Origin of the sequence: Paraburkholderia sediminicola (assembly GCF_046027825.1) — a bacterium.
In the GTDB taxonomy this organism is placed as follows: Bacteria; Pseudomonadota; Gammaproteobacteria; order Burkholderiales; family Burkholderiaceae; genus Paraburkholderia; species Paraburkholderia sediminicola_D.
In genome coordinates this window covers 67,273-88,596 of the sequence record NZ_JAQQDU010000022.1, presented here as the reverse complement: position 1 = coordinate 88,596, position 21,324 = coordinate 67,273, and the positions used below count along the sequence as shown (strand labels likewise).

The following is a 21,324-nucleotide window of genomic DNA, read 5'->3' as shown; positions in this document are numbered from 1 at the left end:
TGGGATGCTCGATCGTCACCACGCTGGAAAGAGGCTAACCGGACCAGCGTGATGACAGAAGACGATCTTTTATTTAAGGAGCCCACCGGTGGTTGTCACCCCGGACGGCACTGTCACTCGTTCATGTTTCGAGACGTACCCCGTCACTGTGCGTTGTCGTCGTTCGACATCGACTCAGGCGAAGCCTCCGCACGCGGCGCATGCGATACGTAGATCTTGCTGCAGGACTCCACCACCTCCCATGTGCCGGAAAAACCGCACGGGATAACAAAACGGTCGCCCGCGCGAAACACCTTCTCCCGCCCTGCCCGGTCGCGGACCACGGACGTACCGCTCACGATTTCGCAGTATTCCTCTTCGTCGTATTCCACCTCCCAGTGCCCTGCCGTGCTCTCCCACGTTCCGCAGCTAAATCGCCCGCACGGGCTGATGAAGCGATGCGTCAACGTCTGCATGGGATTGCCCGACAACAGCTTGCCGCGCGGCACGCGATACTGGATCAGTTCGCCTTCTTCCTTGCTGAATTCAACGATGTTCGAGATGTTCGAGATGTCCGCCATGATCGGCCTCTGTCAATGTAGTGTTCGATAGTGTTCCGGCGCGCCTGCCTGCGCGCCGACGATTACGTGTCTTGCACGCTCACCGTGCATCGCGCATCGTGTGCCAGGCCATTGCCAACGCGAGCATCGGCGCGCGAAATACACTTCCGCCCGGGAAGTCGCGATGGCGAATCTTCGCGAACAGGTCGAAGCGCGCGGCCTGGGCATCGATGGCCTCCGCGATCAACAGGCCCGCGAGCCCCGTTACGTTCACCCCGTGCCCCGAAAAGCCCTGCGCGAAATACACAGTCGGCTCGAGCCGGCCGAAATGCGGCGCACGGTTCATCGTGATATCGACGAAACCGCCCCAGGCATAGTCGATCTTTACGCCGGCGAGTTGCGGAAACGTCTTTAGCATGTCACCACGCATCGCCTCGACGAGCTTGGCCGGCATGCGCGTGGACGAGTTGGCCTTGCCCCCCCAGAGCAAACGGCGGTCTTTCGAGAGACGGAAATAGTCCAGCGGGAATTTGGTGTCGCAGATCGCCGCGTTCGTCGGCAGTAGCGCGTGTGCCCTCGCCTCAGTGAGCGGTTCGGTGGCAATCACGAAGGTCCCCGCCGGTATGATCTTGCGGGCGAGCTCGGGCGCGAGGCTGCCGAGATACGCGTTGCACGCGAGCACGACGTAGCGTGCATCGACATGTCCGCGCGCGCACGTTACCCGGTGCCCGTTCGCCGTATTTTCAACGGACGAGGCACAGGTCTCCTCGTAGATCGCAACTCCCGCTTCGCTCGCTGCGCGGGCGAGCCCCAGCGTGTAGTTGAGCGGATGCAGGTGGCCACTGTCAGCGTCGTCGAGGCCGCCGATGTATCGGTCCGAATCGACGAAGCCGGACAGTTCGGTACGCTCGACATAGCGGTACCCCTGGTAGCCGAAGCGCGATGCCGCCTCGTCGCGCCACGCACGCAACTCGTCAGCGTGGCGCCGCTTGTTCGCGACGGTCATGAAACCGCGGGTCAGGTCGCAGTCGATGCCATGCTTCTGAACCCGGTCCCGGACGATCGCGGCCGATTCGATGCCCATTTTCCAGACGCGCTGGACATCCTCGCGCGGCATGTATTGCGCAAACGTGTCGATCCCGCACGCAAAGCCACCGATCAACTGGCCGCCATTGCGTCCGCTCGCGCCCCAGCCGATCTTCGACGCTTCAAGCACGACGACCGAATAGCCGCGTTCGGCGAGGTTCAACGCCGTTGAGATGCCGGTTAGCCCGCCGCCGATAACGCAGACGTCCGCAGTGATCGCCCCTTCAAGCGGCGGATGATGCGCGGAATCGTTGGCTGTGGCAGCGTAATACGACGGGACGTGCGGCTGATACGCGAATTTGAGCATGGGCGGAAACGTGAAATGAACAACGGCGGCGACGCCTTATCGAGCGCCGCCGGCCCCTGGTTAGAACGAGTAGATGAATTGCGCCGCGAGCAGATCGTTCGACTTCGAGTACGAACCGTCGTCGCGCAGGAATACCTTGTTGTTGGCCCAGTCGTGCCGGTATTCAAACTTCACGATGATTTGCTGGGTCGGATAGAACAACAGGTCGAGCGCGACGTCCTGGCGTGTCGCGCCCTTGCACTCGAAGCCGGACCCACCGTTGGCCTTCGAATTGGTAAGGCATTCCGAGTCGAGGCCAAAGCCGTTATACGGATCCATGCCGTTGCCGTTCAGACCGATGCCGCCCCCGCCACCGCCGTTCTCGCTGTCGACGAGCAGGTCGTAACGCGCCGTCACGCCCATATGGCCCACCACCGGCATATTGAACTTGTGGTGCGCAAGCAGCGACAAGCCATACCACTGCGCAAGGCCTCCGTTGAAAGCCGCGTGCTGCTGCTGGCCGTAGTCCAGTTCGGCGTTGTACTGCACGTCGGCCAACTGGTAAGTGGCATCCATCTCGGTGAAAAAGTAGGTGCCGTAGGCGCTCGGCGCCTGGCCACCGGAACCGTAGACCACTGTGCCCGTCGCCGGATTGAGACCGCTAGGCAGCGTTTGCCGACCGATGTTGAAAGAGCCGCCAATATCGAGCTGGCTTCCATGCAGGTAATCGACCCGCGCGGCGAAGGTCGGCATCCTGTTGCTCGTCGTGATCGGATCGCCCAGCGCGTTCACGCCGGTCTGCGTGACGGCGCCGTTCGTGCGGAGCTGCTCATTGCCCAGCAGGAACTTCCAGGCCCAGTGGTCGCCCGTGTAGTTGACGCCCGCACCGACATAGCTGCCGGGATCCGAGAAGTCATAGAGCATGTTGTGCGTGAGCGTCAACATCTGGTTCGAGGGCTGGTACTCATAGCCGCCAACCCCCTGCATAAGACCCGCCACGAACGAGGTCGTATTGGTCAGCGGCACGGTCGCGATGGCCGTGTTCAGAATGTTGAACCCGCTATCGCTATGCTCGTTCATCAAGTACATGCCAGCGCCGCGATTGGGCATCAGCGTGACTTCGAAGGACGGCGCCATCGGCCCCACGCCAAAGGTCTTCTTGATGTCCAGATACAGGTCGCCGAACGTGCTGTTGAAATAGTTGTAGGCGTTCTCGTGGTTAGCGAAGAGGAACGACGACGTGCTGGCCGCGCGATTGTAGATATAGGTCGGATCGATATAGCCGGTGATCGACAGGCCCGCTATCGGTCCGGTGTTGGCCGCATCGGTGAGCGAGTCCACCTTCATTTGCTGGTTCGTCATCTGCTGCTTCAACTGCGTCACTTCGTCGTTCGTGAGTTGTGCCGGCGCGTTGCCATAGTCGGGCGACGAGACATCGACTACCGGTGCTGCGACGACTGGCTTGGCGGCGAGCTGGTTTTTGCCTGCCGGTTTCGCCGCAAGCTCGGACTTGAGCGACTTCACTTCTTTTTGCATCGCGTCCAGCTGGGCCTGCATCGCCTTGATCTGGTCACTGGTCGCGTCCGCCGCAGCAAACCCTGGCAGGGTCCCCGCCACCAACAGGCAAATTAGCTTCTTCGTCATGAAAGTTCTCCTGGTCATTTGTTATTCGGGTATTTCGGTGAGAGGGAAAAAATCAGATCGTGCGGCGACGTCCGGTCTCACCGCCCCGTTGTGCAGACGGAGTCCAACTGATGGGCGGGCTGGCGGGATCGACTTGTCTTTCGGCCATGTGCAGGTCGCGCGCAAGCCGGCGTTCACGCCCCAGCATCACGCGATTGGCGGCGACTACGCCGATCGTCACGACGGTGATGAACATCGTGGCAATCGCATTCATTTCAGGATTCAGGCCCATTCGCACGCGTGAGAAGACCACGAGCGGCAGCGTGGTCCAGCCCGGCCCGGAGAGGAACGCCGACAGGATCACGTCGTCGATCGAAACGGTGAACGAAAGCAACCAGCCCGATATCAGCGCCTGCATGATCAGCGGCAGCGTGATCGCGAAGAACACCTTGAAGGGTGTCGCGCCGAGATCGAGCGCCGCCTCTTCAATGGAGCGATCCATCTCCTTCACGCGCGATTGCACGATGATCGCGACGAAGGACACGCACAACATGACGTGACCAATCCAGATGGTCAGCAGTCCGCGACCTGCAGGCCATCCGAACATCTGCTGTGTGGTCACGAAGAGCAGCAGCAGTGAGATACCCTGAATCACTTCCGGAATCACGAGCGGCGCATTGATCATCGCCGTGAAGAACGTGAAACCGCGAAAGCGTCCCATGCGCGCGAGCACGAACCCCGCCCACGTACCGAGCACAACCGATGCGCTTGCGGTCATCAAGGCGATCTTCAGCGACAGCGAGGCTGCCGTGAGCAGCTCGTCATCGTGCATCAGGACGCCGTACCATTTCAGCGAGAATCCCGACCAGACGGTAACGAGCTTCGACTCATTAAACGAATAGACGACGAGGCTGATGATCGGGATATAGAGAAACAGAAAACCGACCGTCAGGACACTCGCCGATAGCATTCGATTTGGCTTGATCATTGCGATTCCTCCATTTCCTTGACCTGGTAGTACTGGAATACGGCCATGGGCAGAAGGAGCAGCATCACCATCGCCACTGTCACGGCGGAGGCCATCGGCCAGTCCATGTTGTTGAAGAACTCATCCCACATCACGCGTCCAAGCATCAGGGTGTCGGCGCCGCCGAGCAGTTCGGGAACTACGTACTCGCCCACCGCGGGAATAAACACGAGCAGGCTGCCCGCGATGATTCCGTTTTTCGACAACGGCAGCGTGATACGTGTGAACGCCACCCACGGTTTAGCGCCGAGGTCGTACGCGGCTTCGAGCAGGGTGAGATCCATCTTCACAAGATACGCATAGAGCGGCATCACCATGAACGGAAGGTACGAATAGACCATGCCGATATACACGCCCGCATTGCTGTGGTACAGGCGTAATGGCGTATGAATCAAGCCGATGGCCATGAGCGCGTGATTGAGCAGGCCGTCGTCCTTGAGAATGCCGATCCACGCGTAGACGCGAATCAGGAACGACGTCCAGAACGGCAGCATCACGGCCATCATCAGCAGGTTGCGTGTGGCCGGCGCCGAGCGCGCGATGTAGTAGCTGATGGGATAGCCGATCACGAGGCACAGAAGTGTCGAGGTCGCCGCCATCTTGAGCGAGCTGATGTAGGTGGCGATGTACAGGTCGTCCTGCAGCAGCCGCGCGTAGTGTCCGAGCTGTATCGCAAGGTGCACGACGTTGTCGTTCACCCCGGCGAGACTTGTATAGGGCGGAATACCCAGCCTCAGATCGGCGAAGCTGATCTTCAGCACCAGCACGAACGGCAGTGCGAAGAACACCGTGAGCCACAGAAACGGGATACCGATAACCGCCTTGCGGTCTGAAGGGAGGAATCGGGCGGCAGCGAACCTCAAAGCTACGACGGAGCCCGCGCGACGCGAGGTCTCGTTCGCGGCAACGGCCCGGTTGGTGGACGTATTCATTGCGTCACCACCACGCCGCTTGCTGGCGACCACGATAAGAACACCTCGTCGTTCCAGGCGGGGGCGTCCTCTTTCATCAGGCTGGCGCTGTCGAGATTCGACACCACGGTTTTGCCGCCCGGAAGGCGCACGTGATAGAGCGAATAGCTGCCCATGTAGGCGATGTCAGTGACCACGCCACGCGTCCAGTTGTAGCGCGCTTCCGGCCTTGCGTGCGAGACGCTCACTCGTTCAGGTCGCACGGAGATGCCAACGGCCATGCCGATCGGGCCCGTGATGCCGTGACTGATGTACAGGCGGCTTTCCAGTTCCTCGCTTTCCACGACGATGTAATCGGGCTCATCCTCGACCACGGTCCCTTCGAACAGATTGGTCGAACCGATGAACCCGGCACAAAATCGGCTATTGGGATACTCGTAGACTTCGCTGGGCGACCCAACCTGCACGATGCGGCCTTCACTCATCACGGCAAGGCGGCCTGCCATCGTCATCGCTTCCTCCTGATCGTGCGTCACCATCACGCAGGTCACGCCGACTCTGTCGATGATGTTGGCCAGCTCCAGTTGGGTCTGCCGACGGATTTTCTTGTCGAGCGCGGACATCGGCTCATCGAGCAACAGCAGCTTCGGACGCTTCACGAGCGAGCGGGCTAGCGCCACGCGTTGCTGCTGCCCGCCGGAGAGTTGATGGGGTTTGCGCTGCGCGTACCCGCGCATCTGGACGAGTTCGAGTGCGTCGGCAACGCGTTCGCAGATCTCATTGCCCGGCGTTCCCTCCTGCTTCAGTCCGAATGCAATGTTCGCCTCGACACTCATATGCGGGAACAACGCATACGACTGAAACATCATGTTGACGGGGCGGCGATAGGGCGGCAGTGTCGCAAGGTCCTCACCGTCGACGAAGATGCGGCCGGACGTGGCCGTCTCGAGACCGGCCAACATGCGCAGCAACGTCGACTTGCCGCAGCCGGAACTGCCGAGCAGCGCGAACAGTTCGTTCCTGGCGATGGTCAGACTGACGTTATCGACCGCGACGCTGTCGCCGAATTGCTTCACGACGTTCTCGATACGGACAAACTCATCCGGATTGCCATAGCCACGGCGCGAATTACCGCGCACCTCGCGGGTGCCGATTACTGGTTTTTCCATGTTCGGAAAAGATACAAATTATTTAGTTAACCTATATTTATTGGCTGTACGGTCGACATCGTTTTCAGGGTGCCGACGGACGCTTGAACTTCAGCGCCCGCTCACTTCATGAACAGCCCCATATCAGCGCAACCCAACCCAGATCTCCGGCGGGCACCACCACGCGAGGGGCGCCTGCATCAGATGTCGCGAGTTGCCTCGCTTCAGCCTCCCGACTTGAGCTGCAGCCACAACCGGTTCTCGAGACGCGAGATTTCAGGCGTCGCCGGCTTTGCGAACGTCATCTTGTTCAACGCGTCGTCAGGGATATAGACGCTGGGGTCCTGTGCGATATCCGGCGTGACGAGCGCATGCGCGGCCTTGTTCGCGGTGGGATAGAAGATCTCATTCGTAATCGCGGCGTTCACTTTCGGGTCTTCGATGTAGTTGATCCACTTCATCGCGGCCTCCGGATGCGGCGCATCCTTCGGTATGGCCATCATGTCGAACCACACCAGACCGCCTTCCTTCGGGTTCGAGAAGCGGATCTCGTAGGAACGCTTCGCGTCCTGTGTGCGCCGTCGTGCCAAGCCCACGTCGCCCGACCAGCCGAGCACGACGCACACGTCGTTGTTCGCGAGGTCGTCCGCGTAGCCGCTCGAGTTGAACTGCGTGATGTACGGACGGATTTTCTTCAGCACCTCATAGGCGGCCTGATAGTCGGCCGCATTCCTGCTGTTCGGGTCGCGGCCCATGTACTGCAACGCGGCGGCGAACGCGTCGGCCGGGGCGTCGAGAATCGACACACCGCATCCCTTCAGTTTCGATACGACCGCCGGATCAAACAGCAACGCCCAACTGTCGACCGGCGCGTTCTCGCCAAGGCGCTTCTTGACCGCCTGGACGTTGTAGCCCACACCATCCGTACCCCATGCCCAAGGCACACCGTACTGGTTGCCCGGATCGCCATCGGCGACTTTTCTCATCAGCGCGGGATCGAGGTTCGCAAGGTTCGGAATCTTCGACTTGTCGAGCTTCTGGTACACGCCTGCCTCGATCTGCCTCATCATGAAGTTCGACGTCGGCACGACGATGTCATAGCCCGAGATGCCGGCGAGCAGCTTCGTTTGCAGGGTGTCATCGCTGTCGTAACTGTCGTAGCGAACCTTGATGCCGGTCGCTTTCTCGAAGTTCGGCACGGTGTCCTTCGCTATGTACTCCGACCAGTTATAGATGTTGAGCTCGGCATCCGCGGCATACGCCGGTGAGTTCGCGATGGGCGTGAGGCCAGCGGTAACAGCAAGCGCGGCGATGGCAATGGCAATGGCATGACGACGAAAACCGGTACGCATGACGAAGTCTCCTGATTGGTGTGGTTTAGCGGTGCCCTATCGCACGGTCGCCGCCGACAGGCAAAGCTGATTTGAAGCATGAGGCACTCTAGCGTCCACAAAACTCGATGTCTGTCCCTGGAACACGGGACAGCGGTACTCGTGCCCGGCAATATCTATCGTGGGTTTTGTGTAGGCGGGGCTAAATTGTCGTGATAGGCCGGCCGTGCGATAGCACCCCGACGCAGCGCGCAAAGGGTCATCACGCCGATGCCGGCGAACATGGAACCATTGAAGGAGGAGACCTGCGCGAAGCATGGGTTCGCGAGTCAAGGCAGCGCCGCGGGACGGCCGAGGGCGCTGCCCGTTCTTATGAATGCGTCCGTGCGGGCCACCCGTGGCCGCTCGAATCGAAACGCAGAGGCAGGCGCGAATGCGTCGGTGCCCGCATCCGCGCCTATCATCCGTGGTTAGCGCAGCCGGATGAGTGTCGACTTCAGTTCCGTGTATTTCTCCAACGCGTGCAGCGACTTGTCACGCCCGTTACCGGACTGCTTGTAACCGCCGAAGGGGAAGTTCATGTCGCCGCCGCCTTCGCCGTAGCAGTTCACCCAGACGGTGCCTGCACGCAAACGCCTTGCGATCTCATGCGCGGTCGTCACGTTGGCGGACCAGACGGCGGCGGCGAGTCCGTATTGGGTATCGTTGGCGATGCGCACGGCCTCATCGACCGTGTCGAACACGATGACCGACAACACCGGCCCGAAGATCTCCTCGCGTGCGATTTTCGCGTCCGGCTTCACTTCGAACACGGTCGGCTCGATGTAGAAACCGCCCGTTTCCTTCTTGACCCGCGCCCCGCCCGCGACAAGCCTTCCCTCGCTTCGGCCGGCCTCGATGTACGCCAGGACCCGGTCCATCTGGATCCGGTCGACCACCGCGCCCATCGTCACGGCAGGGTCGAGCGGGTGCCCCGGCGCATAAGAACGTGCTGCCGCGAGCAACTTCTCCATGAACACGTCCTTGATGTCCCGATGGACGAGCAGGCGTGAACCGGCCGAGCACACCTCGCCCATGTTGAAGAAGATCGCGTCGGCAGCCGCTTTGGCCGCGCGATCGAGATCGGGGCAATCGGCCAGCACGATATTGGGCGACTTGCCGCCCAGCTCGAGCCAGACGCGCTTCAGGTTGGATTGTGCCGCGCACTGCATGATGAGCTGGCCGGTTCGCGTTGAACCGGTGAACGCGATACAGTCGACATCGCCATGCGCCGCCAGCAGCCTGCCCGGCTCGGCACCGCCCGGCACGACATTGAATACCCCCCGCGGCAGTCCCGCCTCATGCGCGAGCTGCGCGACGCGGATCGCCGTGAGCGGCGATTTCTCCGACGGCTTGAGTACGACGCTGTTACCCGCCGCGAGCGCGGGGCCGAACTTCCACGCCGCCATCACCAGCGGAAAATTCCACGGCACGACGGCCGCCACGACGCCCATCGGTTCGCGCGTCACCAGACCGACGAGGTGCTGGTCGGCGGGCACCACCTCGCCACCGACCTTGTCAATCGCCTCCGCGTACCACGCCACACAGTGCGCCGCGGCCGGTATGTCGATCATGGTCGTGTCGCCGATCGGCTTGCCCATGTCGAGCGTTTCCAGCAAGGCGAGTTCGTCGAGATGCTCGTGCATCAAGGCTGCCCAGCGCAGCAGCACGGCCTTACGCCCACCCGGATTCAAACCGGCCCACGTCCCTTCGTCGAACGCGCGGCGAGCGGCGGCGACAGCCGCGTTGACGTCGGCCTCGCCGCAGTCCGCCACCCGCGCAAGCTCACGCCCGTCGATCGGGCTCGCGCATGGGAAAGTCTTGCCGTCTCGTGAATGACTGAGTGCGCCGTCGATGAATGCGCGCCCCTCGATTGCGAGGGTAGCGGCCTTGTCCTGCCAGTCAGCGAAGGTCTTCTTGTTCATTAGGATACCTCTATAGAATGACGTAAGCCATCCCGCGGCGCGACGCATGCGTGTGACGCGGCGGGATGGCCGGGGCGGAATCCGTGACAGCGTACTCAGATAAAATTCAGATCAGAAGACAATAAATTATTGACGGAGACAACCTTGCGTTGTCACGTGCGAGGAGTGGAATATGGCGGACGAGACATGAAAGACCATCACCTGAAAGCCTGGCTTGCCCTGGTGGAAACGGGCAGTATCCGCGGCGCGGCACGCCATCTGCATCTGAGTCAAGCCGCGGTCACCAAGGCCGTGCGAGAACTCGAGCAGGATCTCGATGCGCCGTTGATCATGCGCAGTTCGCGCGGCGTGACACTGACCGAGTGCGGCCATCAGCTCACGGTACGCGCGCGCCTTGCACAATCTCAACTCGCGCTGGCACGTCAGGACATTCAGCAGATTCTGGGCGGCAAGCGCAGCCGCGTATCGGTGGCGGTCACGCCGATGGTATTCCTGGGGGTGCTGCCCGACGTCATCGAACGTTTCGGCAAAAGCATGCCCCTCGCGGAGCTCACCTTCGAGGAAGGCCTGATGCCCCACGTACTCCACGCACTGCGCGATGGGACCATCGATTTCGCGGTCGCCGCACCCGCCGAAGAGGAGGTCAGCGGTGAGTTCGATTTCGAACCGCTGCAGACGCTCGAAACTATCGTGGCATGCCGGCGGGGCCATCCACTGGAAAAGGCCACCGAATGGCGGCAGTTGCTCGACTGCAAATGGGTCATGAACCTCTCGCCCGGCAGTCAGCACAGTAACCTGCTCGACTATCTGCGCCGATCGCGGCAGTTGCTCCCTACGCGCATCATCCGGACCAACACGTTCGGCGTGAGTTGGAGTCTGATGACGCGCACTGACGCGCTGCTCGTGTGTCCGGCCGGGATGCTCGACGCGGCGCCCTATGGGCAACAGGCGAACCGCGTGCCATTAGTGATGGCGTTGCCGCCGCTTAAGCTCGGCATTCTGAAGCTACGCGATGCGCCGCTTTCACTGGCGGCGCAAAAGCTCGCCGAACTGTTCAGGCAGGAAATCTCGTCGAACAAGTACGGGGTCGCCCCAACTTACGGGAAACGCACAAAGGCGACACCGCGGCCGCAAGCGTCGTCAATCTGATTGCGACTGATAGGGGATGCGGTGACTTTGGCACTTACGTCGCCGCTCACCAGGGAACGACTCTTCCCAGGTAGTCCAGATAATGCAATCCGGAGCGTCCTTCGTAAGCCTCTATCGTGTTCAGCAAGTTCGGGATACTTTCCTCGATACTCAGACGCGCGTCGGGACCGCCCATGTCCGTCCTGACCCATCCAGGTGCCATCAATAGCAAGGTTCTCGGGTCGTCTTGGTGGCGCGCCGCAAAGCTACGCATGAACATGTTGAGCGCAGCCTTACTGCCCCGGTAGACCTCGTAATTACCGTTCTCGTTGTTGGTCAGGCTACCCTGCCCGGACGACATGACACCGATTGTTCCGGTCGGTCGCACAAGGTGCTGGAACGCCTCGATTGTCCTCATCGGACTCAACGCGTTCGTCACCATGACACGCACAAATTCCTCGGTCGAGACATCGGCGATCGTTTCGCCATCGTCGTTCTTGACGCCGGCATTCACGAAAAGCACATCCAGTCGTCGATCTTCAAGACGAGCGCGTAGCGCGGCGACCTGATCGGGAATCGTGATATCGACTGTTTCAACTTCGAGAGCTTCATGCGATGTTTTCGCGAGTTGAAGAAGCTTTTCTGTTGAGCCCTCCCTGCCGGTGGCGATGACTCGCCAGCCACGCTTGAGGTATTCCTCGACCATGGCGAATCCGAGACCGCGGGATGCACCGATGAGGAGGATGGTTTTCTGCGAAGAGTTGTCTTGCATGGATCGCTCCCTGTGAATGAGACATGATGCGGCGTAGCTTTCAGGCACCACGCGTTCGGTCATGAGTCAGTACATGAAATATATCGACGACTGAGACATGGCGGAAGACGCAGCAGTTGCACTTATTACTTGCATCAAACGCCATGTCTCGACGGATGATGCTACGATCAGGCATGCCCGAACCCGATTTGAATTTACTCATTGCGCTCGACGTATTGCTTGCCGATGGCAGCGTGGTTGGCGCTGCGCGCCGCCTGGGATTGAGCGCTTCGGCAATGAGCCGAACCTTAACCCGGCTTCGCGAGGCGACCGGTGACCCCCTATTGGTTCGGGCGGGGCGCGGTATGGTATTGACACCCCACGCGGAGGCACTGCGTCAACGCACTCAGAATGCGGTTCACGAGGCACGTGCCGTACTTCGGCCCTCCACGACGGAGCCGGATTTTTCAACGTTACAGCGAACCTTTACCATTCGCGCTAACGACGGCTTTGTGGAGGGTTTTGGCGCTTCACTGATCGCCGCGGCGACCGCGGTTGCGCCACTCGTGCGCTTGCGTTTTGCGCCCAAGCTTGAGAAGACGGCGGCGTATCTGCGAGACGGCTCCGCAGATCTTGAGATCGGTGTTTTGAGCGAAATGGGGCCGGAAGTCCGCGTGCAGGCCTTATTCCGGGATCGCTTTCTTGGTGTTGTCAGACAGGGCCATCCCCTCGCGATGGAGCGCAAGGCGACAGCCAAACGGTACACCGCCTTTGGCCATGTCGTCGCTTCACGACGCGGTCGCACCACCGGACCGGTTGACGAGGCGTTGGCCGCTTTAGGGCTGGAACGAACGATTGTCGCCGTCGTGCCGAGTTTTCCTGCCGCGCTCGCGGTGGCCCGAGCTTCCGATCTGATCGCGCTCGTGCCTGCGTCGCTTATGCGCAATCAGCCTGCACAGCAAGAATTGCCCGCATGCGCCAGCGCGCCTGCCACCACCTACGCCTTCGAGCTTCCCGTGAAGACCGAGGAGATTACGGTATCGCAGATGTGGCATCCTCGTTTGGAGGTCGATCCTGTCCATCGCTGGCTCCGGCAATTGACGCTAAGCGTATGCCGGGAACGACTGCGCCTGTGAAACGGTAGCCTCCAATCTGCGATCGTGGCGCCAATGTCTTGGGATGCGCCCATCATGATGGCGGTACGAATCTGTGCTTCACATGATGAGCGTTCCGTATCATTAGCCTTGCAGGCGGCCGTCTGGCCGCCATGCCCCCTCACCCTCAGGGTCATCGCGTCTCCTGTTAAAAGAGTTTCTGCCACTGGTCCTGCTGCTGCATGTCCTCACGCGTGTTGACCTCGATCAGCACACCACCCGGCGCACGGCAGAAAAATCGCGATCCGCGCGTGTTATTGAATACTTCCGTTTCCATCTGAACGCCGCCTTCGAGGAATTCCTGGTAGAGCATCTGGACGCCTTCCAGGGTGTCGACTTCCAGGCCGAAATGGAAGTTCTTCGGCCAAACCGGACCCCCTTCCTCAACGTGCTCGAGGACGATGTCGAAGTCGTTGCGCTTGAGCAGGCAGCTCTGGCCGGTCGCGACAATCTCGCAGCCGAGATATTTTTCAAAGAACGCAGCTGTTTCGGCAACGTTGACGGTAGGAAAGCTCAGGTGATTGAGCTTGGCTTGCTGATGAAGTGTCATGATAGATCTCACAAGATGTCGGTTACTGTGCAGGCGCTCGCCGATCCGTTCCTGTTCAGTCGTGCCTTCCGGGGGATGCGCCTTGAAGTGAATTTTGCGAGTAATTGCTCGATTTTAAAACTCGCTTTAGCCGTGTTGGTTAACCTGGCGCCGAAACCATTGCCGGCGCGGGTTTACGCGTTCAGACCAGCGTAGAAACAAGTACTTACTCGCTTTTTGGATCGACCGGAATCTGCCGGGATTTACCTCGATGTGGCACGGCATTGGGGTACCGTGCCGCGAACTGCCGAATCGAATGATTTGAGAGCGACTAGCCGCCACCAGCTACCGTGACCGTTTAGGTCGCGCTGGCGACGCCTCAGTTTGGCCATCGGTGATGCCGAGGTAGCCCGACAGAGCGCGTCCAACACGGTGTTCCAGTGCAGCACGGCGTACCTCGCCGCGCTCGCCTGCCGCATCGATGATCGCGCGCAGGATGGCAAGGACGTCCTCCGTCGCGATCTCCATGCTGGCCTGCGGTGGGATATCGCTACGCGACAGAATCTGCTGCACCAAGCTGTGAAAAGCGGCCTTTTTGGCCGCCAGCTCTTTTGCGATGGCCGGGCGCCCCTCCTCGAAATCGAGTGCGCGCGCGAGTGCGGGGCGGCGCAGTTGCTGGCGCACCGAGACGGTAATCAGGTGTTTCAGGGCCGTCTGCCCAGTCGGCTCATTCAGCGCGCCCTCGGCCTCGGCGCAGAACACGGCATCCTCCCGCAGACAGAGCGCGACGATGAGCGCATCCTTGTTAGGGAAGTATTGGTAAAGCGTGCCGACGCTGACCCCCGCCCGCTGGGAAACGAGATTGGTATTCAGCCCCTCCATACCCCGGATTTCGAGAATACCGGCCGCCGCCTCCAGAATCGCAGCGACGGTGTGTTCGGCGCGGGATTGCTGCGGGACCTTTCGCGGCTTTAATGAAGGGCGCCTCTTCGTTGTCACGATCCTGCCTGTTTAAAAGCGAGCAATGACTCTCATTCTACAAGCTTTGGGACGATAGACTTTACCGGGTGACAATAACCGGGATGGCGGCCCACTGCAGTGATTCGGTCCGCCATCTGTAATGCGCAGATCGTCGGCACTGAGATGCGTGGACATCATCCACCCCGCGCCCCTGAACCCGCTGCCGCTCAAGCGTCGGCGGCAAGCACATTCGACCAGCCGCCGCCTAACGCCCGATACAGCGCGATCGCGTTCGTCAAACGCAACTGCTTCAGCCGGATCAACTCTTGCCCCGATTCGAACAGGCTGCGCTGTGCGTCGAGCAGTTCGAGATAGGTCGCAACACCGCTGCTGTAACGGCGTTCCGCGAGACGCATGCGTTCGCTATCCGCCGCATACACGGCCTTCTGGGCGTCGAGTTGGACATCGATCTGATCGCGTGCCGCCAACGCATCGGACACCTCACGGAAGGCAGTCTGAATGGACTTCTCGTAGTCGGCGACCGCGATGTTCTTGCGCACGGTCGCCAGATCAAGATTCGCGCGATTGCGTCCGCCGCTGAAGATCGGCAACGTCAGTTGCGGCGCAAACGACCACACGCCGCTGCCGCCTGCGAAGAGGCGCGAGAAACTGTCGCTGACCGACCCGACTTCGGTGGTGAGGCGCAGGCTCGGAAAGAACGCCGCGCGCGCCGCGCCGATATTCGCGTTGGCTGCCTTCAGATGCGCTTCGGCCTGACGGATATCGGGCCGTCGCGTCAGCAGATCCGACGAGAGACCGGCGGCCACGGGCGTCATCGTCAGGTCGTCGAGCACGGGCGTCGTGCGCGGCAAATCCACCGCGAAATCGCCCAGCAGCAACTGCAATGCACTTGCGGCCTGGGTGCGTTCGCGCGCCAGCGCGGCCTCCGACGCACGCGCCGATTGGACCAGCATTTCGGCCGTGCGCAATTCGATGGCGGTGCTCATGCCCGCGCCGTAGCGGCGCTTCGTGAGTGCATAGATGCCCTCGCGCGCTTCGAGCGTGCGTTGCGCCAGTTGCTCCTGATCGTACAGTGCGCGCTCGGTGACAAACGCCGATGCGACCTCCGCAATCAGACTGATCTGCGCGGCGCGTTGCGCGTCTTCGCTGGCGAAATATTCAGCCAGCGCAGCGTCCGACAGGCTCTTCACCCGGCCGAACAGATCCAACTCGAACGACGTGACACCGAGTGCCGCCCGATACTGGCTCGCAACCACGTTTTCGCCGAGCATGGGATCAATCGTGCGGCCACGGCTGTAGCTCGCGGTACCGTCGACGGAAGGCAGCCGCTCGGCGAACTGGATGCCGTACAAAGCACGCGCTTCCTGCACGCGCAGCGTCGCCGCCCGCAGATCCCGGTTGTTCGCGAGCGAGACTTCGATCAGATGACCCAGCACCGGATCGGTGAAATAGCCGCGCCAGTCGTCGAGATTCGTTATGGCCGCGTTGCTTTGCGTCGCGGTGTCAGTGCCCTGATACACAGCGGGCACGGGCGCCTGCTGCCGCTGATAGACCGGCGCCATCGAGCAGCCCGCGAGCGCCACGGCCAGCGCGCTCAATGCGAGGCCTTGCGTCAAAACGCGATTCATCACTTCATCTCCAGCGGGTTCGTTGCGGACGGGCTCCGCCGCCGGCGCTTGCCGACGTTGAACACCCGTCCGACGACCACGAAAAACAGCGGCACCATGAAAATGGCGAGCACAGTCGCGCTAATGACGCCACCGAGCACACCGGTGCCGATCGCCACCTGCGCACCGGAGGCCGCACCCGACGCGAACGCGAGCGGCAGCACGCCGACGCCGAACGCGAGCGACGTCATCACGATCGGCCGCAACCGCAAGCGCGCAGCCTCGAGCGTCGCGTCGACGAGCGTCATGCCGGCGCCGTACAGATCCTTCGCCACCTCGACGATCAGGATGGCGTTCTTCGCCGACAGTCCGATTGTCGCGATCAAGCCGACCTTGAAATAGATATCGTTCGGCATGCCGCGCAGCGTCACGCCCAGCACGGCGCCGATCACGCCGAGCGGCACGACGAGAATGACCGCGAGCGGAATCGACCAGCTTTCATACAGCGCCGCGAGCGCGAGGAACACGATCAGCACCGACAGTGCGAACAGAGCCGGCGCCTGCGAACCCGACAGCCGCTCTTCGAACGATTGGCCCGACCAGTCGAAGCCGATCCCCGCGGGCAACTTGCCCGCGAGCGCTTCCATCACCTGCATCGCCTCGCCGCTGCTATGCCCTGCCGCCGCCGATCCGTTCAACGTAAACGACGGATAGCCGTTGTAACGCGTGAGCTGCGGCGGGCCTGCGCGCCATTGCAGCGTGACGAACGCCGACAGCGGCACCATCTCGCCCGCCGCGTTGCGCACGCGCAGCTTGCGCACATCGTTGATATCGACGCGATCCCGGCCATCCGCCTGCACGATCACGCGCCGCACCTGGCTGCCGTGCATGAAGTCGCCAATGTAGTCGGAGCCGAACATGACGGCGAGCGTCGTATTGATCTCGTCCATCGTCACGCCCATTGCCGCAGCCTTGTTGCGATCGATGTCGAGATGAATCTGCGGCGCGTCATGCTCGCCGGCGAACATCAGGTCGGTGATCGCGGGCTGTTTAGCGCCATCGGCCAGCAACCGGTCGCGCGCCGCCACCAGCACCGCATAGCCGACGCCGCCGCGATCCTGCAGACGGAAGTCAAAGCCGCTGGACGAGCCGAGATCCGGCAGCGCCGGCGAATTCATCGCAAACACGGTGACATTCGGCGTGCCGGCAAAGCGCTGATTCACGCGCTCGACGATCGCCTGCACGTGGGCCTTGGCGTCTTTGCGTTCCTTCCAGTTCTTCAGCGTCGCGAAGATCATGCCGCTGCTCGGACCGCTGCCGTACAGACTGAAACCGCCGACTGCATACGAATAGGCGACCGGTTCCTTGTCGAGCAGATAGCGCTCCAGGTCCTTGATGCTCTGCATCGTCTCGTTCATCGGCGTGCCCTGCGGACGCATCACCATGATCATGAAGTTGCCCTGGTCTTCGTCGGGCAGGAACGCCGTCGGCAGGCGCAGGAACAGCACGGCCACCGCCGCGCCGATCGCCGCGTACAGGACGACCCAGCGCACCGGCTTCTTCAGGATCTTCGCAACCGTGCCGTGATAGCGGCCCGTTGCGCGCGCGAACATCCGGTTGAACCAGCCGAAGAAGCCGGTCTTCTCGTGGTGGTCGCCGGCAATCGGCTTGAGCAGCGTCGCGCACAACGCGGGCGTCAGCGACAGTGCGAGGAACGCGGAGAAGCCGATCGACACCGCCAGCGACAACGCGAATTGCCGATAGATGTTGCCCACCGCGCCGCTGAAAAACGCCATCGGCACGAACACCGAAATCAGCACCACCGTGATGCCGATGATCGCGCCGCTGATCTGGCGCATCGCCTTCACGGTCGCGTCGTAGGGCGAGAGCCCCTCCTCGGCCATGATCCGCTCGACATTCTCGACCACGACGATCGCATCGTCGACGAGAATGCCGATGGCGAGCACCATGCCGAACATCGTCAGCACGTTGATCGAGAAGCCGAGGCTGAGCATCACGGCGAACGTGCCGAGCAAAGCGATCGGCACGACCAGCGTCGGAATCAATGTCGCGCGGATGTTCTGCATGAACAGATACATCACGAGGAACACGAGAACGCCCGCCTCGATCAGCGTGCTCACCACCTTCTGGATTGAGATCTGCACGAACGACGCCGTCTCGTACGGAATCTGATAGCTCACGCCAGGCGGAAAATACTTCGCCAGTTGATCCATCGTCGCACGCACGCGCTTGACGGTCGCGACCGCATTCGAGCCCGGCGCCATCTTGATCGCCATGCCGGTCGCGGTCTTGCCATTGACGCGCGACGTGAACGAATAGTCGCTGCCGCCGAACTCCACGCGCGCCACGTCGCGCAGATACAGCGACGAGCCGTCGGGGCGCGTGCGCAACGCGATGCCGCCGAATTCCTCGGGCGTACGCAGTTGTCCGTCCGCCAGCACGGTCGCGCTGATCGGCGCCGAGTTTGGAACCGCCTGGTTGCCGATATCGCCGACCGTCACGCGCGCGTTGTGGCTGCGGATCGCCGTCACCAGATCGGTTGCGGTGAGGTTGAGCGACGTCATCCGGGTCGGGTCGGGCCAGATGCGCAGCGCGTACTCCGCGCCCCAGAACTGCACCTTGCCGACGCCTTCCACACGCCGCAGCGCCTGCACGACATTCGCCGACGCGAGTTCGCCGAGCTGCACTTCGCTCATCTTGCCGTCGTCAGACGTGAGCGTGACGACGAGCTGAATATTGTCCGCCGCTTTCTCGACGGAAACGCCGTCGCGTCGCACCGGTTCGGGCAGACGCGCCTCGACTGTCTTCAGGCGGTTCTGCACTTCAACGGCGGCGAGGTCCGGGTTGACACCCTGCTTGAACGTAAGCGTGATCGACGCCGACCCCGCACTGCTGGTCGCCGACGTGTACATCAGGCCAGGTGCGCCGTTCATCTCGCGTTCGATCACCGCGGTCACCGATTCCTCGACGACCTGCGCGGACGCGCCCGGATAGTTCGCCCAGATGTTGATGACGGGCGGCGCAATATCCGGGTACTGCGCAACGGGCAACGCGCGGATCGCGAAGATGCCCGCGAGCATGATGAGCAACGAGATCACCCACGCGAATACGGGGCGATCGATAAAGAAACGAGCCATTGCGGCCTCTGATCAGTTAGGTTGGACCGCGGCGGCGCGCGCTGACGGCGCCGCGCGGTTCATCGACGCGCTTTGCACACGTGCTACATGCGTGACTTCGTGCGTGATGCACGCGTGTTACGTGCTAGCTGCGGTCTTCGCATCGGTCTGCGGTTCGATAGCGCGTTCGCGCGGTTTGACAACGGCGCCTGGCTCCAGCGTCGCGGCGTTTTCCACCACGACGCGTTCGCCTCCCTTGAGGCCGCCCGTCACGAGCCAGTTGCGCCCTTTGAGCTCGTTGACCTGCACGGGCACCACTGCAATCTTGCCCGCCGCATCGACGATCTTGACGGACGCCTCATCGGCGGTGCGGCTCACGGCATCGCGCGGCACGGCGATCGCGGCGGTATCGATGGCACGATCCAGCGTGATCCGCACATACGCACCCGGCAACAGCTCGCGCCGCGGATTGGGAAACAGCGCGCGCATCGCGACGGTATCCGTGCCGGGGTCAACAGCCAGATCGGTGAAGAGCAGCGTGCCCGTCTGGGTATATTCGCTGCCGTCAGGCAGCGTCAGACGCACCTTGACGTCCTTCTGCGCGACACCCTTCACGCGGCCCGTATCGATCGCGCGGCGCAGCGCGGCGACATCGGCGGCGGGTTGCGAGAAGTTCACGTAGATCGGATCGATCTGCTCGACCGTCGTCAACGGTGTGGCCGAATCCTGGCCAACCAGCGCGCCTTCGGTCACCAGCGCGCGCCGCGCGCGGCCGTCGATCGGCGCCGTCACGGTGGCGTAGCTCAACTGAAGCCGGGCACGCTCGAGTTCCGCCCGCGCGGACGCGACTTCGGCCTTCGCCTGACGCTCCTCGGTCAAGGCCTCGGTGTGATCGCGTTCGCTGACGGCGTGGTCCGTCACGAGATCGTCATAGCGCTTGCGCTTGTCGGTCGCGCCGAGCGCATTGGCTTCAGCGCGAGCGAGCGAACCGGCGGCCACGTCGCGCGCGGCCTTCAGCGGCGCAGGATCGATGCGAAACAGCGGCGCGTTCTTGTGCACCTCCTGCCCTTCTTCATAGAGACGCGCCGTCACGATGCCGGCGACCCGCGCCCGCACTTCCGCCTGCCGGTATGCTTCGAGTCGACCCGGCAGTTCGACCGTCAACGGCGCCGCCGACGGCCGGACCGTGACAACCGCGACTTCCTGCGGTTGCGCCGCCGCTTCGCCTGCCTCGGAACGCCCCTTGCCACATCCGGCGAGCAGCGGAACGATCGCGAGAGCCAACAGGATGGAGCGCGTGGTCTTCATGTGAATCCTTTCTGTCGTTGCGGATACGCCGTGGGTTGCCATCGCCTCGTCCAGCGGTCCGCTTAAGGCGATCGATTATAATCAGTCATGTCTGATTAAATAAAGCACCGTGATGGCCAACTGTCGCATCCAGACGACAGCTAATTGAAAGGGAGGGATTAATGGCCCGCAAGACGAAAGTGGAATCGCAGAACACGCGCAACGGCATCCTCGATGCTGCCGAGCTGGTGTTTCTGGAAAAAGGGGTCGCGCAAACCGCAATGGCCGACATTGCGGATGCCGCGGGTATTTCGCGCGGCGCAGTCTATGGTCACTATAAGAACAAGATCGACGTGTGCCTCGCCATGTGCGATCGGGCGTTCGCGCGTGCCGCTGAGGGTTTCGAACTGGTCGAGGATGGGCCCGTGCTCGAAACGCTTCACCAGGCGGCGCTGCACTATCTGCGGCAATGTGTGGAGTCGGGCTCGGTGCAGCGGGTGCTCGAGATCCTGTACATGAAGTGCGAGCAGAGCGAGGAAAATGCACCGCTGCTGCGCCGCCGTACGCTCTATGACAAGCAGACGCTACGTATTACGACCGCGCTGCTGCGGCGCGCGGTGGCCAGCGGCGAACTGCCGGCCACACTCGATTTGCACCTTGCGAGCGTCTATTTCCAGTCGCTGCTGGAAGGCATTTTCGGCTCGATGGTGTGGACCGACCGGCTGCACGGCGCACGCTGGGAAGATGTCGACGCGCTGCTCCTTGCCGGCATCGATACGCTGCACTATTCGACTCGGTTAAGCAGGAAAAGTGTGCCTGACGCGGCATCCTGATC

At 61.8% G+C, this 21,324-nt stretch carries 16 protein-coding genes and 1 pseudogene; 3 read left to right on the top strand and 14 right to left on the bottom strand.

Annotated elements, in window-relative coordinates:
- Positions 1-143: 143 nt before the first annotated feature.
- The 8 genes and pseudogenes from PQQ96_RS14840 to PQQ96_RS14805 form a co-directional block, all read right to left on the bottom strand.
- Positions 144-560: a cupin domain-containing protein gene (locus PQQ96_RS14840; RefSeq protein ID WP_408292848.1), complete on the bottom strand. Its 417-nt coding sequence runs from the start codon at positions 558-560 to the stop codon at positions 144-146.
- 79 nt (positions 561-639) lie between these two features.
- Entirely contained in the window at positions 640-1,932 is a 1,293-nt protein-coding gene (locus PQQ96_RS14835) for an NAD(P)/FAD-dependent oxidoreductase (protein ID WP_408292845.1), read from the bottom strand.
- Between the two features lie 60 nt (positions 1,933-1,992).
- Positions 1,993-3,555, bottom strand: coding sequence for a DUF3138 family protein (locus PQQ96_RS14830; protein WP_408292843.1), 1,563 nt, complete (start codon positions 3,553-3,555; stop codon positions 1,993-1,995).
- A 52-nt stretch (positions 3,556-3,607) separates the two neighbouring features.
- Positions 3,608-4,522 (bottom strand): ABC transporter permease subunit, encoded by a 915-nt coding sequence (locus PQQ96_RS14825; protein WP_408292840.1) that lies wholly within the window; start codon positions 4,520-4,522, stop codon positions 3,608-3,610.
- Complete coding sequence (locus PQQ96_RS14820; protein WP_408292837.1) at positions 4,519-5,493, bottom strand: ABC transporter permease subunit; 975 nt, start codon at positions 5,491-5,493, stop codon at positions 4,519-4,521. Before PQQ96_RS14820 ends, PQQ96_RS14825 begins: the two co-directional genes overlap by 4 nt.
- Positions 5,490-6,581: pseudogene (locus PQQ96_RS14815) on the bottom strand (ABC transporter ATP-binding protein); the annotation flags it as partial. The pseudogene PQQ96_RS14815 and the gene PQQ96_RS14820, both read right to left, overlap by 4 nt.
- A 263-nt stretch (positions 6,582-6,844) precedes the next feature.
- Complete coding sequence (locus PQQ96_RS14810) at positions 6,845-7,972, bottom strand: polyamine ABC transporter substrate-binding protein (RefSeq protein WP_408292834.1); 1,128 nt, start codon at positions 7,970-7,972, stop codon at positions 6,845-6,847.
- Positions 7,973-8,421: 449 nt separating this feature from the next.
- Complete coding sequence (locus PQQ96_RS14805; RefSeq protein WP_408292832.1) at positions 8,422-9,915, bottom strand: aldehyde dehydrogenase; 1,494 nt, start codon at positions 9,913-9,915, stop codon at positions 8,422-8,424.
- 186 nt (positions 9,916-10,101) lie between these two features.
- Here PQQ96_RS14805 and PQQ96_RS14800 point away from each other — a divergent pair, with 186 nt between their 5' ends.
- Positions 10,102-11,064 (top strand): LysR substrate-binding domain-containing protein, encoded by a 963-nt coding sequence (locus PQQ96_RS14800; protein ID WP_408292829.1) that lies wholly within the window; start codon positions 10,102-10,104, stop codon positions 11,062-11,064.
- Between the two features lie 46 nt (positions 11,065-11,110).
- Here PQQ96_RS14800 and PQQ96_RS14795 read toward each other — a convergent pair whose 3' ends face one another.
- Entirely contained in the window at positions 11,111-11,815 is a 705-nt protein-coding gene (locus PQQ96_RS14795) for an SDR family NAD(P)-dependent oxidoreductase (RefSeq protein WP_408292826.1), read from the bottom strand.
- 173 nt (positions 11,816-11,988) lie between these two features.
- On the opposite strand from PQQ96_RS14795, the gene PQQ96_RS14790 reads away from it, so the two are divergent.
- The gene (locus PQQ96_RS14790) at positions 11,989-12,930 is read left to right on the top strand and encodes a LysR family transcriptional regulator (protein WP_408292824.1); all 942 of its coding nucleotides are present in this window, start codon (positions 11,989-11,991) and stop codon (positions 12,928-12,930) included.
- Positions 12,931-13,096: 166 nt separating this feature from the next.
- Here the strand turns inward: PQQ96_RS14790 and PQQ96_RS14785 are convergent, their stop codons facing one another.
- The 5 genes from PQQ96_RS14785 to PQQ96_RS14765 form a co-directional block, all read right to left on the bottom strand.
- Complete coding sequence (locus PQQ96_RS14785) at positions 13,097-13,498, bottom strand: VOC family protein (RefSeq protein WP_408292821.1); 402 nt, start codon at positions 13,496-13,498, stop codon at positions 13,097-13,099.
- Positions 13,499-13,822: 324 nt separating this feature from the next.
- Complete coding sequence (locus PQQ96_RS14780; protein WP_408292818.1) at positions 13,823-14,476, bottom strand: TetR/AcrR family transcriptional regulator; 654 nt, start codon at positions 14,474-14,476, stop codon at positions 13,823-13,825.
- A 188-nt stretch (positions 14,477-14,664) separates the two neighbouring features.
- Positions 14,665-16,086: an efflux transporter outer membrane subunit gene (locus PQQ96_RS14775; protein ID WP_408292815.1), complete on the bottom strand. Its 1,422-nt coding sequence runs from the start codon at positions 16,084-16,086 to the stop codon at positions 14,665-14,667.
- Complete coding sequence (locus PQQ96_RS14770; RefSeq protein ID WP_408292812.1) at positions 16,086-19,223, bottom strand: multidrug efflux RND transporter permease subunit; 3,138 nt, start codon at positions 19,221-19,223, stop codon at positions 16,086-16,088. Before PQQ96_RS14770 ends, PQQ96_RS14775 begins: the two co-directional genes overlap by 1 nt.
- 117 nt (positions 19,224-19,340) lie before the next feature.
- The gene (locus tag PQQ96_RS14765) at positions 19,341-20,510 is read right to left on the bottom strand and encodes a MexX/AxyX family multidrug efflux RND transporter periplasmic adaptor subunit (RefSeq protein WP_408292810.1); all 1,170 of its coding nucleotides are present in this window, start codon (positions 20,508-20,510) and stop codon (positions 19,341-19,343) included.
- A gap of 161 nt (positions 20,511-20,671) precedes the next feature.
- Here PQQ96_RS14765 and PQQ96_RS14760 point away from each other — a divergent pair, with 161 nt between their 5' ends.
- Complete coding sequence (locus tag PQQ96_RS14760; protein ID WP_408292808.1) at positions 20,672-21,322, top strand: TetR family transcriptional regulator; 651 nt, start codon at positions 20,672-20,674, stop codon at positions 21,320-21,322.
- The last annotated feature ends 2 nt before the right edge of the window (positions 21,323-21,324 follow it).

Excerpts from the sequence above, each read along its gene's own strand:
- PQQ96_RS14840 (WP_408292848.1), bottom strand. The coding sequence starts at position 560 with ATGGCGGACATCTCGAACATCTCGAACATCGTTGAATTCAGCAAGGAA.
- PQQ96_RS14835 (WP_408292845.1), bottom strand. The coding sequence starts at position 1,932 with ATGCTCAAATTCGCGTATCAGCCGCACGTCCCGTCGTATTACGCTGCC.
- PQQ96_RS14830 (WP_408292843.1), bottom strand. The coding sequence starts at position 3,555 with ATGACGAAGAAGCTAATTTGCCTGTTGGTGGCGGGGACCCTGCCAGGG.
- PQQ96_RS14825 (WP_408292840.1), bottom strand. The coding sequence starts at position 4,522 with ATGATCAAGCCAAATCGAATGCTATCGGCGAGTGTCCTGACGGTCGGT.
- PQQ96_RS14820 (WP_408292837.1), bottom strand. The coding sequence starts at position 5,493 with ATGAATACGTCCACCAACCGGGCCGTTGCCGCGAACGAGACCTCGCGT.
- PQQ96_RS14810 (WP_408292834.1), bottom strand. The coding sequence starts at position 7,972 with ATGCGTACCGGTTTTCGTCGTCATGCCATTGCCATTGCCATCGCCGCG.
- PQQ96_RS14805 (WP_408292832.1), bottom strand. The coding sequence starts at position 9,915 with ATGAACAAGAAGACCTTCGCTGACTGGCAGGACAAGGCCGCTACCCTC.
- PQQ96_RS14800 (WP_408292829.1), top strand. The coding sequence starts at position 10,102 with ATGAAAGACCATCACCTGAAAGCCTGGCTTGCCCTGGTGGAAACGGGC.
- PQQ96_RS14795 (WP_408292826.1), bottom strand. The coding sequence starts at position 11,815 with ATGCAAGACAACTCTTCGCAGAAAACCATCCTCCTCATCGGTGCATCC.
- PQQ96_RS14790 (WP_408292824.1), top strand. The coding sequence starts at position 11,989 with ATGCCCGAACCCGATTTGAATTTACTCATTGCGCTCGACGTATTGCTT.
- PQQ96_RS14785 (WP_408292821.1), bottom strand. The coding sequence starts at position 13,498 with ATGACACTTCATCAGCAAGCCAAGCTCAATCACCTGAGCTTTCCTACC.
- PQQ96_RS14775 (WP_408292815.1), bottom strand. The coding sequence starts at position 16,086 with ATGAATCGCGTTTTGACGCAAGGCCTCGCATTGAGCGCGCTGGCCGTG.
- PQQ96_RS14770 (WP_408292812.1), bottom strand. The coding sequence starts at position 19,223 with ATGGCTCGTTTCTTTATCGATCGCCCCGTATTCGCGTGGGTGATCTCG.
- PQQ96_RS14765 (WP_408292810.1), bottom strand. The coding sequence starts at position 20,510 with ATGAAGACCACGCGCTCCATCCTGTTGGCTCTCGCGATCGTTCCGCTG.
- PQQ96_RS14760 (WP_408292808.1), top strand. The coding sequence starts at position 20,672 with ATGGCCCGCAAGACGAAAGTGGAATCGCAGAACACGCGCAACGGCATC.